The sequence below is a fragment of the Streptomyces sp. NPDC005496 genome (assembly GCF_042872045.1).
In the GTDB taxonomy this organism is placed as follows: Bacteria; Actinomycetota; Actinomycetes; order Streptomycetales; family Streptomycetaceae; genus Streptomyces.
On the sequence record NZ_JBIAJQ010000004.1, the window covers coordinates 609752 to 628509 of the forward strand.

Annotated in this window: 1 protein-coding gene; it reads right to left on the reverse strand. The window is 75.6% G+C overall.

What is annotated here, in order from left to right; translation table 11 throughout:
- Positions 1-13: 13 nt before the first annotated feature.
- Positions 14-18724 (reverse strand): non-ribosomal peptide synthase/polyketide synthase, encoded by an 18711-nt coding sequence (locus ACFYQQ_RS15155; RefSeq protein WP_388904735.1) that lies wholly within the window; start codon positions 18722-18724, stop codon positions 14-16.
- Positions 18725-18758 lie beyond the last annotated feature (34 nt).

The following is an 18758-nucleotide window of genomic DNA, read 5'->3' on the forward strand; positions in this document are numbered from 1 at the left end:
GTCGTTTCGGTCCTCACCGTTCTTCGTCGTGGTCGCTGTCGCCGCGCAGGGCGTCCTCGAGTTCGCTCAGCACCTGTTCCTCCACCAGGTCCGCCAGGCCGGCGACGGTGCGGGTGACCAGCACGTCGCGGGGTGTGAGGGCCACCCCGAAGGCGTCGTTGGCGCGGGAGGCGATGAGCAGGGCGCGCAGGGAGTCGCCGCCCAGGGCGAAGTAGTCGTCCTCCGCGCCGACGGCCGTGTGCAGGGTCTCCTCCCAGATGGCGGCCAGCGCCTCCTCCGTGGGGGTGCGCAGGGCGACGCGCCCGGGCGTCTCCTCCGTGCCCGGCTCGGGTGCGGGCAGGGCGGCGCGGTCGGTCTTGCCGTTCTCGGTGAGCGGGAAGCGGTCCAGCACCACGTACGCCGAGGGGACCATGTGCCCGGGGAGGGTGCGGGCGGCCGAGGCCCGCAGGTCGGCGGGCGTGGGCGGCTCGCAGCCGGGTGCGGCGAGCAGATGGGCCACGAGGCGCGGCAGCCCCGGTTCGTCCTCCCGGACGCTCACCACGGCGTCCAGCACGGCCGGATGGCGTGCCAGGGTCTGTTCGACCTCGCCCGCCTCGATGCGGTGGCCGCGCAGCTTGAGCTGGTGGTCCGTGCGGCCCAGGTAGTGCAGCTCACCGCGGGCGTCGCGGCGCACCAGGTCCCCGGTGCGGTACATCCGGGTGCCGGGCGGGCCGAACGGGTCGGCGGTGAACCGGGCCGCGGTCAGGCCGGGCCGGTTGAGGTAGCCGCGGGCCAGGGCCGGGCCGCCGAGCCACAGTTCGCCCGCGACGCCGTCGGGCACCGGGCGCAGCCGCGCGTCCAGGACGTAGGCCCGGGTGGACGGCAGGGCGCGGCCGATGGGGGGCGCGGCGCCGTCCGGCTCCAGCGGGGCCGACCAGGTGGCGACGACGGTGGCCTCGGTGGGCCCGTAGGAGTTGACCATCCGTTGGTGGGGTGCCCAGCGGGCGACCAGCTCGGCGCCGCAGGCGTCCGCTCCGACGGTGAGTGTGCGCAGGTCGGGCAGCGTGCCGGGGGTGCCCGGCGGCAGGGTGGCCAGCGCGGCCGGGGGCAGCAGGGTGTGGGTGATGCGTGCGTCGCGCAGGACGCCGGCGAGCTCGGCGCCGAGCAGCGGACCCGGGGGCGGTACGACGAGGCGGGCGCCGTTCGGCAGCGACATGCACAGTTCCAGGACCGAGGCGTCGAAGCTGGGGGTGGCGAAGGCCAGGACGCGGTCGCCGGGGCTCACCTGGTAGTGCTCGGCCTCGGCGGCGCTGAAGCCGGCCAGGCCCCGGTGGGTGACGACGACGCCCTTGGGGGTGCCGGTGGAGCCCGAGGTGTAGATGACGTACGCGGGGTCGTCGAGGTCGAGCGGGCGGGTGCGGTCGGCGTCGGTGGGCCGGTGGTCGGGCGTGCCGTCCGGTGGCGCCGCCAGCAGGGCGGTGACCTCCGGGGCGTCGAGGGTGAGGGCGGGTGCGGCGTCGCGCAGCATCAGCGCGACGCGTTCGGCGGGGTAGCCGGGGTCGACGGGCAGGAACGCCGCGCCGGTCTTGGCGACCGCGAGCTGGACGAGGACCATCTCCGCGGAGCGCGGCAGGACGAGGGCGACGATGCCGCCCGGACCCGCGCCACGGGCGACGAGGCGGTGCGCCAGGCGGTTCGCCCGTGCCTCGACCTCCGCGAACGTCAGCTCCAGTCCCGGTGCGCTCAGCGCGGGCGCGGCCGGGTCGCGGTCCACGCCGGCCTCGACGAGGTCCGGCAGCGTGGCCGGGGTCGCCGGCGGCGACTGCGGGCGCGCGGGCGGGTCGAGCAGCCGTGCCCGTTCCTCGGGCGGCAGTACGTCGACGTCGTCGAGGCGGGCGGTGTCCGCGGACTCGGCCAGGGCGCGCAGCGTGTGGAGCAGCCGGGCGGCGAGGGCGCGTGCCGTGCTCTCCTCGAAGTACCGCGGGTCGTAGCCGAGTTCGACGCCCAGCTCGTCACCGGGCGAGATCACCACGGTGAGCGGGTAGTTGGTGGCCTCGCGCGCGTCGAGGTCGCGTACCCGCACTCCGTGGGCGCCCGCGGTGCCGTCGCCCACCGGGTAGTTCTCGAAGACCAGCAGGCTGTCGAACAACGAGGTCCCGCCGGGCACTCCGCTGAAGTCCTGGAGATCGGTCAGCGGGGTGTGGTCGAAGCGGCGGTCCTCGGCGCGGGCGGTCTGCATCTCGCGCAGCCACGCGTCGCAGGGCGCGTCGCCGTCGACGGTGACCCGGGCGGGCAGGGTGGTGATGAACAGCCCGGTGATCGTGTCGGCGCCGGGCAGGTCGGCGGGCCGCCCGGAGACGGTGGTGCCGAAGCACACCTCGCGTTCCCCGCTCCACCGCGACAGCAGGAGTGCCCAGGCGCCCTGCACCAGGGTGTTGAGGGTGAGGCGGTGGCGGCGGGCGACGTCCAGCAGCCGCCGCGTGCCGTCGGGTTCGAGCCGCTGCGACAGCCAGGTGCCGGAACGGGCCGCCGCGCCGCGCGCGGGCCGCCGGTCGTAGGGCAGGGGGGTGGGAGCGGTGAGGTCCGCGAGGGCCTTGCGCCAGTGGTTCTCGGCCTCGGCCGCGTCGCGGGCGGCGAGCCAGGCGGCGTAGTCCGCGAACGGCCTGCGCTCCGGGAGCCGCGGCTCCTCGCCCCGGGCGAGGGCGGCGTGGCAGGCCATGACGTCGGACAGCACGTGGAAGACGCTCCACCCGTCCAGCAGCACGTGGTGGAAGGTCCACACCACGCGCACCTCGTCGGGGCCGAGCCGGATGAGCGCGACGCGCAGCAGCGGAACGCAGTCCAGGGCGAGGCCGCGCGCCTTGTCCTCGGCCAGCAGCCGCTCCAGTTCCGCCTCGCGCCGGGCGGGCGGCCAGTGGCTCCAGTCGTGCTCGGTGACCGGCAGGGTGACGTCGCGGTGCACGGTCTGCAGCGGTACGGGCACCCCGTCGAGGACCACGGCGCTGCGCAGCACCGGGGTGCGGTCCACGACGTGCTGCCAGGCGGCCGCCAGGGCACGGACGTCGCGGACGCCGTCCACCACGAACGTGATCTGCTCGACGTACAGCCCCTCGCCGGGTTCGTCCATGGCGTGGACGACCATGCCGGTCTGGGTGGGCGTGAGCGGGTAGACGTCGACGATGTCGCGGCCGGTGCCCACCAGGCGGTCGACGCCCGCCTGATCGAGCGGGGCCAGCGGGAAGTCGGCCGGGGTGCGGCCGCCGGCGTCGGGCCGGGCGCAGTGCCGCACGATGGCGCGCAGTTCGCCGGTCAGCTCGGCGGCGAGCCGGGCGACGGTGTCGCGCCGGTGCACCTCGCGCGAGTACGACCAGGTGAACTCCATTTTACCGTCGGTGACTTGGCCCAGTACGTCGAGGAGGTGGGGCCGTCGCGCGGAGGCGTCCATGCCGCCCTCCAGTCCGCCGTAGGGGGCGTGCAGCAGGCCTCCCGGGGAGGTGGTGCGGTCCTGGCGGCCGAGGTAGTTGAAGCCGACCTGCGGCAGTCCGGGCAGTCGGTCGCCGGCCGTGGGGTGGAGGTGGCGCAGGGCTCCGTAGCCCAGTCCGCGGCGGGGCAGCGACCGCAGTCCCTCCTTGACGACCTTGAGCGCGGTGCCGGTGTCGGCGTCCCGGGGGACGTCGAGGGCGACGGGGAACATGGTGGTGAACCAGCCGACGGTGCGGGCGAGGTCGACGTCGTCGAGCACGTCCTCCCGGCCGTGGCCCTCCAGCGCCACCGTCACCCGGTCGCGGCCCGTCCAGCGGGTCAGGACCCGGCCCAGAGCGCACAGCAGCACCTCGTCCACCCGGGTGCGGTAGACCTCGGGCACGTCCTGGAGCAGGCGCCGGGTCTCCTCGTCGTCCAGCCCGGCCGTCACGGTCTCCTCGCAGGCGACGGTGTTCGCCCCGGACAGGTCGGCCGGCAGGTCAGGATCGGCCTCCAGCGCCTGCCAGTGGACGAGTTCGTCGTCGAAGCCGCCGGCCGCGGTGTGCGCGGCGAGCCGCGTCGCCCACGCGCGGTAGGAGGTGGTCTTCGGGCCGAGCCGGGGCCGGTCACCGGCCGACAGGGCCCGGTACGCGTTCTCCAGGTCCTCCAGGATCACCCGCCACGAGACAGCGTCCACCACGAGGTGGTGGGCGCTCAGCAGCAGGACCGGCCGCCGGCCGTCGGCGGGGCGGCACAGCGCGCCCCGCAGCAGCGGACCGGCCGCCAGGTCGAACCCGCCGCCCAGCCGCCGGGCGTGCTCGCGCAGCGCCGCGTCGGGGTCGGCGCCGTCGGGCAGTTCGTGTGTCTCCAGCCACGCGGGGGTGCCGGGCGCCGTGCCGTACTGGCGCCAGCGCCCGTCGCCGGACCGCTCGAACCGCAGTCGCAGCGCGTCGTGGTGGTCGAGGACGGCGGTCAGGGCGTCCCGCAGCACCGTCTCGTCGGGGTCGTCGGCGAGGTGGAAGGAGACCGTCTGCGAGAAGTGCGCCGGATCGCCGGTGAGGGTGTCGAGCAGCCAGTGCTGCACCGGGGTCAGTGGCGCCTCGCCCACGACGGGTCCCTGCTCGGCGGTGGCGGCGCCGGCGGGCATCTCCTCGGCGGCCGCGGCCAGTTCGGCGACGGTCTGGTGGAGGAACAGGTGCCGCGGGGTCAGCGCGAGTCCGGCCCGGCGGGCGGCGGAGACGATCTGGATGCCGAGGATGGAGTCGCCGCCGAGCGCGAAGTAGTTGTCCCGCGCGCTCACTTCGGGCACGCCGAGCACCTCGGACCAGATCGCAGCGAGCGTCTTCTCGGTGGCGGTGCTCGGCGGGCGGGCGTCGACGGAGGCGGGCGCGGCCCACACGGGGTCGGGCAGCGCCCTGCGGTCCAGCTTGCCGGTGGCCCCGAGCGGCAGCTCGCCCAGTGGCACCACGGCCGCCGGGACCAGGTGGTCGGGGAGCGTGCGGGCGAGGAAGTCGCGCAGCGCGGCCGGTTCGGGGACCTCGGCGCCGGCCGGGACGGCGTAGCCCACCAGGCGCCGGTGGCCGTCGTGCTCCACGACCTTCGCGGCGGCCGCGGACACCAGCGGGTGCCGGGCCAGCGCCGCCTCCACCTCGCCGAGTTCGATGCGGAAGCCGCGCACCTTCACCTGGTCGTCCGTGCGGCCGAGGTACACGAGGTCACCGCGCGCGGTCCAGCGGACCAGGTCCCCGGTGCGGTACATGCGGCCGCCGGGCGGGCCGTACGGGTCTGCGAGGAAGCGGGACGCGGTCAGTCCGGGCCGCCCCAGGTAGCCGCGGGCCACCCCCGTCCCGGCGAGGTACAGCTCGCCGGGGGCTCCGGCCGGCACCGGGCGCAGGTGCGAGTCCAGGACGTAGGCGCGGGCGCCGCCGACGGGCCTGCCGATCGCCGGGACCCGGTCGGGTTCCGCCGGGTCGCAGGTCCAGGCCGTGGCGTAGACGGTGGCCTCGGTGGGGCCGTAGATGTTCATCACCCGGCAGCCGGGCACCGCCGTCCGCACCTGCTGGACGGTGTGGACGGGCAGGGCCTCGCCGGCGAGCACGACCGTGTCGGCCGTGACGTCGACGGTGTCCTCCGCCAGCAGCCGGCCGAGGGCGGAGGGGACGGCGCTGAGCAGTCCCGCGGTCCACGGCCGGTCGCGCTCGGCGAGCGCCAGCAGGTCGCGGACGACCTCGACGCAGCCGCCGGCGAGCAGCGGGGAGAGGATCTCGAACACGGACACGTCGAAGTTGAGCGAGGTCGAGGCCACGACGTGGGAGAGCCCGCGGCCGGTGAACTCCGCGGCGGCCCAGTCGGTCAGCGCCACCACAGACTCGTGGGCGACGACGACCCCCTTGGGGCGGCCCGTCGAGCCCGAGGTGTGGATGACGTACGCGGGGTGGCCGGGCAGCAGGGGCGTGCGCCGTTCGTCGTCGCGGACGTCGGCGGCGGACCCGGCGGCCGTGGGCGCGCCGCTCGCGGGATCGTCGACAGAGATCCGCGTGAACGGGCCGTCGGGCAGCCGTCCCGATGTCTCGGCGCCGGTGACCACCGCGTCGGGGCGTACGTCGTCGAAGAGGAAGGCGATGCGCTCGGCCGGATATCCCGGATCGACGGGCAGGTAGGCCGCGCCGCTCTTGAGCACCGCGAGGAGGGCCACCATCAGGTCGGCGGTGCGCGGCAGGGCCAGCGCGACGAACCGCTCGGGGCCCGCGCCCGCCTCGATGAGCCGCCGGGCCAGCCGGTTGGCGCGTTCGTTGAGCTGCCGGTAGCTGAGGCACTCGGCGCCCGCCAGCACGGCCGGGGCGTCGGGAGTGCGCGCCGCCTGCTCCTGGAACACCTCGGGCAGGGTCCGCCGCGGCGCCCGCACGAGCGGTCCGCCCAGGCGCTCGACGAGCCGGCGGCCCTGCTCGGGCGCGATCAGCGGCAGGTCGGCGAGGCGGCGGCCGGGGTCGGTGGCCATCTCCGTCAGAAGGGTGCGCAGGCTCGCGCCGAGCCCCTCCACCGACGCGGGGTCGAATGCCTCGGGGTCGTAGTCGAGGGCCACGGCGAGGGTGTCACCGGGGGCGACCACCACGCTGAGCGGGTAGTTGGTCGGCTCCAGGTCGCGTTCCTGCTCCATGGCCAGCCCGTGCCGGGCCAGGGCGTCGCCGTCGAAGGGGTAGTTCTCGAAGACGACGATGCTGTCGAACAGCGTGGTCCCACCGGGCACCTCGCTCCAGGTCTGGAGCTGGGCGAGCGAGACGAAGTCGTGGCGCCGGGACTCCGACTGGGCGGCCTGGAGTTCGCGCAGCCACTCCAGTAGCGGCCGCCGTCCGTCGACGCGCGCCCGGGTGGGCAGCGTGTTGATGAACACGCCGACCATGGAGGTCACGCCGGGCAGCTCGGCCGGGCGGCCGGACACGGTCGTCCCGAACACCACGTCGTCGCCTCCGCCGTAGCGGGACAGCAGCAGCGCCCAGGCGCCCTGGAGCACGGTGTTGACGGTGAGCCCGGCGCGCTGCGCGGTCTCCCGCAGCCGTGCCGACACCTCCGCGTCGAGCGTCACCCGCACCGACCCCGAGGACGAGGCCGCGTGGGCCCCGGTGGGCCGCCGGTCGCGCGGCAGCTCGGTGGGGACGGTGAAGCCGGCCAGCGCCTCGCGCCAGTACACCTCCGCGCGTCCGGTGTCCTGCCGGGCCAGCCAGCCCAGGTAGTCGGCGAACGGCGCGCGGTCCGGGACCTCCGGGCGGCGGCCGGTCGCCAGTGCCGCGTACCGCTCGCACACCTCGTCGAACACCTGGGCGGCGCTCCAGCCGTCGAGCAGGATGTGGTGGAAGGTCCACACCATCCGCACCCGGTCGGGCGAGAGCCGGATCAGCACGAGCCGCATCAGGGGCGCGGCGGCCAGGTCGACGCCGGCCTGCCGGTCCTCCTCCAGCATCCGGTCGAGTTCGCGTTCGCACCGCTCGGCCGGCCATCCGGACCAGTCGTGGTGGGTGACGGGCACCTCGGCGCGGTGCTGCACGACCTGGAGCGGTACGGCCGTCTCCTGCCACACCAGCCGGGTGCGCAGCATCGGGTTGGCGTCGGCCGTCCGCTGCCACGCCTCGGCGAAGGCGTGCGCGTCGCGGACGCCGGAGAGCGTCAGCTGCACCTGGTTGACGTAGGTCCGGGCGTCCGCGTCCAGGAGGCTGTGGAACAGCATGCCCGCCTGCATCGGCGTCAGCGGGCAGAGGTCGGCGACGGTGCGGCCGTCGCCGACGACCCGGTCCACGGCGGCCTGGTCCACGTCGGCCAGCGGGAAGTCCGAGGGCGTGCGTCCGCCCGCGCCGGGGCCGGAGCAGTGCGCGACCAGGTCGCCGAGCGCCCGCAGCATGCCCTCCGCGAGTCCCTCCACCGTGTCCCGGTGGTGCACCGCGGCGCTGTAGTGCCAGGTCACCTCCAGCCGGTCGTCCTCGACCCGGGCGATCACGTCGAGCAGGTGCGGCCGGACCTGCTCGGGGGCCTCGGCGCCGTCCAGGCCGCCGGGCACGGAGCGCACGAGTACGCCCTCGTCGGCGGACCAGTCGAACCGGCCGAGGTAGTTGAAGCTGACGCCGGGCATCGGTCCCGCGGCGAGTGCCGCGTCCCGCTCGATCCACCGCAGGGCGCCGTGGCCGAGGCCGCGTTCCGGCACGGCCCGCAGCTGTTCCTTGACGGATTTGAGGGCGGTGCCCCAGTCCCCGTCCGGCACGTCGAGGGCGACCGGGAAGAGCGTGGTGAACCAGCCGACCGTCCGGGACAGGTCGACGTCGTCGAAGAGCTGGTCCTCGCGGCCGTGGCCCTCCAGCTCGACGGCGACGGTGCTCCGTCCGGTCCATCCGGCCAGCACGCGGGCGAGCGCGGTCAGCAGGACGTCGTCGATGCGGGTGCGGTAGACGCCGGGCACCTTCCGCAGCAGGTCGTCGGTGCGCCGCCGGTCGAGCCGCACGGTCACCGAACGCACGTCGGCCATCGTGTTGCCGCCCTCGGCGTCCACCGGGAGCGGGGCCGCGCAGTGCCGCGCCACCGCCTCCCAGTGGGCCCGCTGCGCCGCGAAGCCGCCCGCCTCGGTGTGCGCGCGCAACCGCCGCGTCCACTCCCGTACGGACGTGGTGCGGGACGGAAGGCGCACCGGCTCCCCGGCGCGCGCCTGCCGGTAGGCGGTCTCCAGGTCCTCCAGGAGGACGCGCCAGGAGACCCCGTCCACGATCAGGTGGTGCGCGACGAGCAGGAGCCGGCCGGTGCGGGTACCGGTGTCCGTACCCGTGTCCGCGTCCGCGTCCGTGCGCGACCCGGTGCCCTGTACGCCGGTGAACAGGCGCGCGGTGAGGAGCGGACCGGTGTCCAGGCGGAAGCCGGCGTGCGCCTCGGCCGTGACGCGCTGCTCGGTCTCCCGGGCCGCCGCCGCGCCCGGACCGCCGAGGTCGCAGACCCGCAGCAGCTCCGGCACCTCGGCGTCCGGCGGGACGCAGGTCTGGTCCCAGGACCCGTCGTCACCGCGGGCGAAACGGGAGCGCAGGGCGTCGTGGTGGGTCCACAGGGCGGTCAGCGCGCGGCGCAGCGCGTCCGGGTCGACGTCGGCCGTCTCGATCACGACGGACTGGTCGAAGAACTCCGGGCGGTGCGGCGTCGCGTCGAGGAACCAGTGCTGGACGGGCGTGAGCGCGACCTCCCCGCTCACCGGGCCGGTCCCGGCGACGGGCGCCGCGGTGCCGGTGGCCGCGGCGAGCGCGGCGACGGTGGGGTGCCGGAACAGGTCGCGGGGGGTCAGCGCGAGGCCCGCGGCGCGGGCGCGGGAGACGACCTGGATGCTGAGGATCGAATCGCCGCCCAGCATGAAGAAGTTGTCGTCGGCGCCGACGCGTTCGACTCCGAGCAGGTCGGCCCAGATCTCGGCGAGGATCCGCTCGGCCTCGGTGCGCGGCGCGCGGTAGGCGGCGTCGCCGGCCGCCGACCAGTCGGGTGCGGGCAGCCGCCGCCGGTCGACCTTGCCGTTGGCCGTCAGGGGCAGCTCCGCCACGGTGACGAAGGCGGCGGGCAGCATGTAGTCGGGCAGCCCGGCGGAGAGGTGGGCGCGCAGTTCGGTGGCCGTCGGCACGGCCGCCGACGGGGCGGGTACGAGGTGGGCGGCCAGCCGTTTGCGCCCGGCCTCCTCGTACACCGAGACGACCGCCTCGGCGACGCCCGGGTGGGCGGTGAGGCGGGCCTCGATCTCGGCGGGCTCGACACGGAAGCCGCGGATCTTGATCTGGTCGTCCGCGCGCCCCACGAAGTGCAGTTCGCCGTCGGCGCTCCACCGCACGATGTCGCCGGTGCGGTACATGCGGCTGCCGGGCGGCCCGAACGGGTCCGCGGGATAGCTTGCGGCGGTCGCGCCGGGCCGCCCCGCGTAACCGCGGGCCACTCCGGCGCCGGCGATGTACAACTCGCCCGGGATGCCGGGCGGTTGCGGCTGGAGCGCGTCGTCGAGGACGTAGACGCGGGTGTTGTCCAGGGGGCGACCGATGGGCAGCACCGGGGGCATCGGGTCGCCGACGCGGAAGACGCGGCGGGTGGCGAAGGTGGTGGTCTCGGTGGGTCCGTAGCCGTCGACGACGGTCAGGCCGGGGCAGGCGTCCAGGACACGGCGCACCACCGCGCCGGGTACGGCCTCGCCGCCGGTCCACACCTCGCGCGCGCCGCGCAGGCACGTGGGGTCCTCCTGCGCGAGGAGGCGGAACAGGCCGGCGGTGAGCCACAGGCACCGCACGTCCTGCTCGGTGATCGCCCGGCGTACGACGGCGGCGTCCAGGTCCGCGGGCGGTGCCAGGACGGCGGTCCCGCCGCGCAGCAGCGGGACCCACAGCTCGTAGGTGGACGCGTCGAAGGCGTGCGGGGAGTGCACGAGCACGCGGTCGTGCCCGGCGAAGGCGCGGTCCAGGGCCAGCGCGGCGACGTCCCGCTGACGCACCGCGACCCCCTTCGGCACGCCGGTGGAGCCGGAGGTGAACATCACGTACTGGACGTTGTCCGGGTGCACTTCGGCGCCGGAAGCGGGTGCGGCCCCGGGCGCGTCGCCGTCGGCGTGACCGGGTCCGTCCGCGGGTGCGGCGTCTCCCCCGGGCCGCCCGGCCGCGTCCAGGCGTACGACGTCTCCCCCGGTGTGCACGGTCCGGGCCGTGTCCTCCCAGGCCGCGTCGGTGAGCAGCAGGCGGGCGCCCGCCTCCGTGAGCATCCCGCGCAGTCGCTCCGCGGGCGCCCGGCCGTCCAGCGGGACGTACACACCTCCGGTGCGGGCGAGGGCGAGCTGGGCGAGGACCAGGGTGACCGAGCGGTCCATCAGGACGCCCACCGGGACCTCGGCGCGCACGCCGAGGGCGGTCAGGCGGGCGGCCAACGCGCCGGCCCGCTCGTCCAGTTCCCGGTACGTGAGGTGCTCGGCGCCGGCCTCCAGGGCGACGGCGTCGGGCGTGCGGCGCACCTGCGCGACGAACAGGTCCGCGACCGTGGCGTCCGGTGCCCCGGTGGCCGTGTCGTTCCACGCGTGGACGACCTGTTCGCGGCGCTCGGGCGTGAGCAACGGCAGGCGGGCGGCGGGCCGTTGGGGTCCCTCGGCCATGCCCTGGAGCAGGACGGTGAGGTACTCTGCCAGCCGTTCCACGGTGCCGGTGTCGAACAGCTCCGGGTCGTAGCCGAGGCGCAGGCCGAGTTCCGCGCCGGGGTAGGCCACGAGGCTCAGCGGGTAGTTGGTGGTCTCGATGCCGTGCAGGTCGCTCAGCCGCAGGCCGTGCGCGGCGGCCAGGCCGTCGTCGACCGGGTAGTTCTCGAAGACCACGATGCTGTCGAACAGGGCGACCCGTTCCGGGAGTTCGGTGAACCCCCGCAGGCGGGTGAGCGGCATGTGGTCGAAGCGCCGGTCCTCGCTCTGGTCCTGCTGGAGGCGGCTCAGCCAGGCCAGGAGGGTCTCCTCGCGCGGTGCCGTGACGCGGGTGGGCAGCGTCGTGATGAACAGGCCGGTCATGGCCTCGGCGCCGGGCAGCTCCGGGGGCCGCCCGGAGACGGTCGTGCCGAAGACCACCTCGTCGCGGCCCGCCTGCCGGCTCAGCAGCAGCGCCCAGGCGCCCTGCACCAGGGTGTTGAGGGTCAGGCCCGCCGTCCTGGCCAGGTCCTCCAGGGCGCGGCTGGTGGCCGCGGGGACGTGCACGTGGACCGCCCGCGTGGACTCCGCGCGGTGGCTCTCGCGTGGTTCGCGGTCGTACGGCAGCGCGGTGGCCTCGGCCAGGCCGGACAGGCGGGTCCGCCAGTGCCGTTCGGCCTCGACGGGGTCCTGTTCGGCCAGCCAGGCCACGTAGTCGCGGAACGGCCGGCGTTCGGGCAGGGCGGCGTCGGCGGCCGTGCCGGTGTCCCCGGCGGGCAGCGCGTGGCAGGCGAAGACGTCCGACAGGACCTGGAACAGGCTCCAGCCGTCCAGGATCAGGTGGTGGAAGGACCACACCACCCGCACGCTGTCGTCGGTGAGGCGGACGAGCACCAGGCGCTGGAGCGGGGCCCGCCCGAGGTCGATGCCGCGTTCACGGTCGCGGTCGAGCAACTCCCGCAGCCTGGAATCGCGTTCGGATGCCGGGACCTCTCGCCAGTCCTCGTGCGTGACCGGCACCGTCGCGTGGCGCCGGACCACCAGCAGCGGTTCGGGCACGTCCTGCCACACGACGTGGGCGCGCAGCACGGGGGTGCGGTCCCCGACCCGCTGCCAGGCCGCCGCGAGCGCGTCGGGGTCGGGTGTCCCGTCGAGGACGAAGGTCAGCTGCTGGAAGTAGGCGCCGCGCTCGTCCTGGGAGAGGCCGTGGAAGAGCATGCCGGCCTGCGTCGGGGTGAGCGGGTGGACGTCCTCCACGGCGCCGGGGTCGTCCCCGACGACGCGGTCCACGGCGTGCTGGTCGAGCCGTGCCAGCGGGAAGTCCGAGGGGGTGCGTCCGCCGGTGCCGGGCCGGGCGGCGTGCCGGGCGAGGCCCGCCAGCGCGTCGGCGAAACGCGCGGCGAGGTCCGCGACCGTCTTCTCCCGGTGCAGCTCCTCGGAGTAGAACCAGGTGAACTCCAACGCGTCGCGGTCCAGTTGTCCCACGACCTCCAACGGGTGCGGGCGGGCGGCCAGCGGGTCGGCGTCCAGTTCCAGGGGGCGGAACGGTGCCTGGTAGAGGCCGTCCGGCGGCCCGTCGGGCAGCCCGAACCTGCCCAGGTAGTTGAAGCTGATCTGCGCCGCGGGTGCCGTGGGCAGCGAACCGGGCGCGGCCAGGTGCCGCAGGACGCCGTGGCCGATGCCGTGCCGCGGGACCGCGCGGAGCTCTTCCTTCACGCCCTTGAGCACGGTGTCCCAGTCCGCGTCCCGGGGCACGGTCAGCGCGACGGGGTGGCGGGTGGTGAACCAGCCGACGGTACGGCTGGTGTCGACGTCGGCGAACAGTTCCTCGCGGCCGTGCCCCTCCACGTCCACGACCACCCGGTCGCGCCCGGTCCACGCGCACAGGGTGCGGCCCAGGGCGCTCAGCAGCACGTCGTTGGCCTGGGTGCGGTAGGTCTCCGGGAGGGTGCGCAGCAGGACTGCGGTGTCCTCGGGCGTGAGGCGCACGCTCACCGAGCGCGCCGTGGCGTAGGTGCCGGCGCCCTCCATGTCCGTGGGCAGGGCTGTCTCGTCGTCCGTGACCGGCCGGGCCCAGTACGCCTTCTCGTCGTCGAAGCCGCCGTCGGCGGCGAGCGCGGCCAGGCGCCGGGACCAGTGCCGCAGCGCCGAGGACTTCTCGGGGAGTTCCGCCGCGCCGTCGCGGCCCTCGCGCCGGGCGCGGTAGGCCCGGTCGAGGTCCTCCAGCAGCACGCGCCAGGAGATCCCGTCGACGACCAGGTGGTGGACGGCCAGATGCAGGACCCGGGGCCGGCCGGCGCCCCGCTCGTGCAGCACGGCACGCAGCAGGGGGCCGTTGGCCAGGTCGAAGGGGCCCAGGTGCGGGGTGTCGGTGTCGGGGCCGGTGTGGTGCGCCAGGCCCAGCCGGGGGGTCTTCTCGTCGATGTGCCAGCGGACGCCCGTCTCGCCGGGGTCGGTGCGGAAGCGGGAGCGCAGCGCGTCGTGGTGGGCGACCAGGTCGTTCAGGGCGTCCTCCAGCGCCGCCGTGTCGACGGCGGCGGGGAGTTCCACTGACAGCGTCTGCGCGAAGCGGCCCGCCCGTTCGCCCGCGCTCTCGAAGAGCCAGTGCTGGATGGGTGTCAGCGGCGCGGCGCCGGTGGCGTCGACGGGGGCGGGTGCGGCGGGCGCCCGGACCCCGGCGTCGTCCGCGCACCGGGCCAGTGCGGCGACGGTCTGGTGGCGGTAGACGTCGCGCGAGGTCACCGTCAGTCCGGCCCGCCTGGCCTGCGCGACGACCTGGATGCTGAGGATGGAGTCGCCGCCGAGCGCGAAGAAGTTGTCGTCGGCTCCGACCCGTGCGACGTGCAGGACGTCCGCCCAGATCGCGGCCAGGGTGCGCTCGGTGGGCGTGCGGGGCGCGACGTGACGCGCGGTGTGCGCGGCGGGGCCCGGGTCGGGCAGCCGGGCGCGGTCCAGCTTGCCGTTGGGGTTGAGCGGGAGGGCACCGAGCACCACGACCGCCGCGGGCACCATGTAGTCGGGCAGGAAGGCGCTGAGCGCGCGGCGTACCGCCTCCGGTTCCACGCGCGTTCCGGCGGCGGGCACGACGTAGCCGATCAGGCGCCGGTGGCCGTCGCTCTCCCGCGTGGTGGCGGCCGCCTCGGCCACCCCCTCGCAGGTGCGCAACGCCTCCTCCACCTCGCCGAGTTCGATGCGGAAGCCCCGTACCTTGACCTGCTGGTCGGTACGGCCGAGGTACTCCAGTTCACCGTCGGCGGTCCAGCGCACCAGGTCGCCGGTGCGGTACATCCGGTCGCCGGGCGCTCCGTAGGGGTCGGCGAGGAACCGGGCTGCGGTCAGGCCGGGGCGCCGCAGGTAGCCGCGCGCCAGACCGCCGCCCCCGAGGAACAACTCCCCAGTCACGCCGGGGGGTTGGGGACGCAGCAGCCGGTCCAGGACGTAGGCGCGGGTGCGGGCGACGGGCCTGCCGATCGGCGGGGCCTGGTCCGGCACGGCGTCGCCGGCGAACCACGCGGTGGCGTAGACGGTCGCCTCGGTCGGCCCGTAGATGTTGGCCACCTCGCCACCGGGCATGGCGCGCCGCAGGTCGCGCACGGTCTGCGCGGGCAGCGCCTCCCCGGCCAGTACGACGGTGTCGGCCTCTACGGCGACGGCGTCCTCGGTGAGCATCCGGGAGACCACCGACGGCACGCCGCTGACCAGTCCGGCGCGCCGCGGTCCCGCCGCGTCGGCGAGGGCGGGCAGGTCGGCGACCAGCTCCACGCTGCCGCCGGCCAGCAGCGGGCACAGCATCTCGAACACCGAGACGTCGAAGTTGAGCGAGGTGGACGCCACGACGTGGGCGAGCCCGCGGCTGCCGAACTCCCGCTCCGCCCAGGTGGCGAGGGCGGCCACGCTGCGCTGCGCGACCACGACTCCCTTGGGGCGGCCGGTCGAGCCCGAGGTGTAGATGACGTACGCGGGATGGTCGGGGTCCAGCGGCTGCGTCCGCTCGGCGTCGGTCACGTCCGCGTCGGACGGGCCCGGGGTACCAGCGGCCGCGCAGTCCTCCAGGACCAGCGGCTCGTACGCCTCGGGCAGCACGGCCGCCGTGTCCCGGGAGGCCACGACGAGGGCGGGGGCGGCGTCGTCGAGCATGAAGCGGATGCGTTCGGCCGGATAGCCCGGGTCCACCGGCAGGTAGCCCGCGCCCGACTTCAGGACCGCCCAGAGCACCGGCAGCAGGTCGGCGGTGCGCGGCAGGCAGAGCGCCACCAGTGTCTCCGGGCCGGCGCCGCGGGCGATGAGCAGCCGGGCGAGCCGGTTGGCACGCCGGTTGACCTCGGCGTAGTCGAGCCGCACCGGCCCGCAGACCACGGCGGTCCGGTCGGGGGTCTCGGCGACCTGCGCCTCGAAGAGCGTGGGCAGCGTGCTGTCGCCGTCGTCCTGTGCGCCGCGTGCCGGCGGGTTCCAGGTGTCGAGGAGGGTGCGCCGCTCCTCGTCGGAGAGGAGCGGCAGTTCGGCCAGTCTGCGGTGCGGGCCGTCCGCCATGCCTTCCAGGAGGCGGTGCAGGTGCCGGCTCATCCGGGCCACGGTGCGCGCCTCGAAGAGGTCGGTGTTGTACTCGACGGTCAGCTCGAAGTCGCCGTCGGCGCGCGGCGCGAACTCCAGGACCAGGTCGAAGCGGGCCGCCGGCCGCGGCAGCGGGTGCTCCTCGACGCGCAGCCCGCCCGCCTGTCCCGGGTGCGCCGGGGCGGTCTGCTGCACCACGAGCGCCTGTACGAGGGGCGTGCGGCTGGGGTCCCGGGGCGGGGCCAGTTCCTCCACCACCCGGTCGAAGGGCACCCCGTCGTGGGCGAAGGCGTCCAGCACGGTCGCGCGCACGCTCTCCACGAACCGGTCCACGGTGGCGTCGTCGTCCACCTCGCCGCGCAGCACCACGGTGTTGGCGAAGAAGCCGGTCACGTCCTCCAGGTCCCGGCGGCCGCGTCCGTTGGTGACGGTGCCGAACGCCACGTCCCGCTGCCCGGAGTACCGGGAGAACAGGACGGCCACCGCACCGGCGAACAGGGTGAACACGGTCGTGCCGCGGCCTCCCGCCAAGTTCCGCAGCCGGGCGACCAGTTCGGCGGGCAGGGTGTGCCGGTGCGCGGCTCCGGCGGTGGTGCGCACCGCGGGCCGCGGCCGGTCGGTGGGCAGTTCCAGCTGCTGCATCCCGGCCAGGTGCCGCTTCCAGTAGGCGAGGCTCTCGGCGTCGCCGTCCGCGAGGCGCCGTCCCCGCTCCCACGCGGCGAAGTCCGGGTACTGCACGCCGGGCGCGGGCAGTTCGTCGGTGGTGGCGGACACCTCGGCGTGGTAGAGCGCGGCCAGGTCGCGGGTGAGGACGCCGACCGACCAGCCGTCGGTGACGATGTGGTGCTGGGCCAGCAGCAGGAGGTGGTCGTCGTCGGTGCGGCGGACGAGCAGGGCGCGGGTCAGCGGGCCCGCCGACAGGTCGTAGGGGCGGCCCAGTTCCTCGGTCAGCAGGCGTTCGGTGGCCTCGTCACGGGCATCCGCCGGAACGTGCCCGAGGTCCGCCGTGCGCAGCGGCACCCCGGCTTCGGCGCTCACTCTCTGCACGGCCTGCCCGTCCACGGTGGTGAAGGTGGTGCGCAAGGAGTCGTGGCGGGCGGCGAGCCGGTCCAGGGCGCGGCGCAGCGCGGTGCCGTCCAGCGGTCCGCGCAGGCGCAGCGCCACGCCGGTGTTGTACTCGGTGCCGCCGGCGGTCAGGTCGTTCAGGAACCACAGGCGTCGCTGGGCACCGGACAGCGGCAGCGGGCGGTCGCGCGGGGCGGGCGGGATCGGGTCCGGCGGCGCGGCGGCGGCGGGGTCGCCGAGCAGCGGGGCCAGACCGGCGACGGTGCGGACGGTGAACACGTCCCGCACCGACAGCCGGACGCCCAGATCCTCCCTGATCCGGGAGAGCACGCGGGCGGCGAGGATCGAGTCGCCGCCCAGGTCGAAGAAGTCGTCCTCCACGCCGACGGCGTCGACGCCCAGCACGTCGGCCCAGACGGCGGCGAGCGCTCGCTCCTCGGGGGTGCGCGGCGCGACGAGGCCCTCGGCGGACGCGCTGCCGGGGGCGGGCAGGGCACGCCGGTCGATCTTGTGCTGCGGGGTGAGCGGCAGTTCGTCCAGGACGACGACGGCGGAGGGGACCATGTGGGCGGGCAGGGTGGCCGCGAGCGCCGCGCGCAGTCCGGCCGGCTGCGGGGCCTCGCGGGGGTCGGCGGGGGTGACGTAGCCGACGAGCCGTCGCCGCCCCGGCTCGTCCTCGCGCACCACTACGACGGCGTCCCGGACCAGGCTCTCGCGGGCGAGGGCCGCCTCGATCTCCCCCGGTTCGATGCGGAAGCCGCGTACCTTCACCTGCCGGTCGAGGCGGCCGAGGAACTCCAGCTCGCCGCCGGCGGTCCAGCGGGTGCGGTCGCCGGTGCGGTAGAGCCGGGAGCCGGGCGGCCCGAAGGGGTCGGCGACGAAGCGCGCGGCGGTCAGGCCCGGGCGGCCGAGGTAGCCGCGGGCCAACGCGTCGCCGCCGACGAAGAGTTCGCCGTCGGCGCCGGGCGGCACGGGCCGCATGGTCTCGTCCAGCACGTACGCCCGCAGGCCCGGCAGCGGGGCGCCGATGGTGGGGGTGCCGTCGCCGGCACGGAGCGCGCCGGTCCACGAGGTGACGATGGTCGCCTCGGTCGGCCCGTACGAGTTGATCATGCGCCGCCCCGGGGCCCAGCGGTCGACCAGGGCCGCCGGGCAGGCCTCGGCGCCCACGATCAGCGTGCGCAGACTCCGTCCCGCGCCGTCCGCCGCCGGGTCGGGCAGGGTGGCGAGCGCGGCGGGCGGGATCAGGGCGTGGGTGATGCGGTGCTCGTCCAGGACGGAGGCGAGTTCGTCGCCCAGCCACGGCCCGTGCGGCGGCACGACGAGGGTGGCGCCGGTCAGGAGCGAGATGAACAGCTCCAGGACGGAGGCGTCGAAGCTCGGCGAGGAGAACTGCAGGACCCGGTCGCCCGGACCCACGGCGTACCGCTCCGCCGCTGCGGCGGCGAAGCCCGCGATGCCCCGGTGGGTGACCGTCACACCCTTGGGCGTCCCGCTGGAACCGGACGTGTAGATCACGTAGGCGGCGTGATCGGCGTCCGCATCGGGGAGTTGCGACGCCGAGAGGCCCGGTGTGCCGGCCATGACGTCGCGGATCCGGTCCAGGTCGTCGAGGATCACGGCGGGCCGGGCGTCGGCCAGCATGAGGGCACGCCGTTCGGCCGGGTAGTCGGGGTCGACCGGCAGGAAGGCGGCGCCCGCCCGCGCCACGGCCAGCTCCGCCGCGACCAGTTCCATGGAGCGGGGCAGTACGAGCGCGACCGACCGGTCGGGACCCGCTCCGAGCCCCCGGAGGTGGTCCGCCAACAGGTCTGCCCTCGCAGCCAGTTCGCGGTACGACCAGGTCCGCGGCCCGTCGGTCAGCGCGGGCGCCGACGGGGTGCGGGCGGCCTGCGCGGCGAACAGCTCACCGAGCGGCAGGGGCCGGGCCGCGTCGCCGCCGGCCTGGGCGGCCGTCTCGTCGGTCCGCGGTATGCGGGGCGCGGGCGTGGCCATGTCGTGCGGGTCCGTCATGGGGAGTCAGTCCTTATGGGCGGAGAACGAACGG

What these genes read in the sequence shown, in the direction of transcription:
- ACFYQQ_RS15155 (WP_388904735.1), bottom strand. Translation starts at nt 18,724, where the DNA reads ATGACGGACCCGCACGACATGGCCACGCCCGCGCCCCGCATACCGCGG.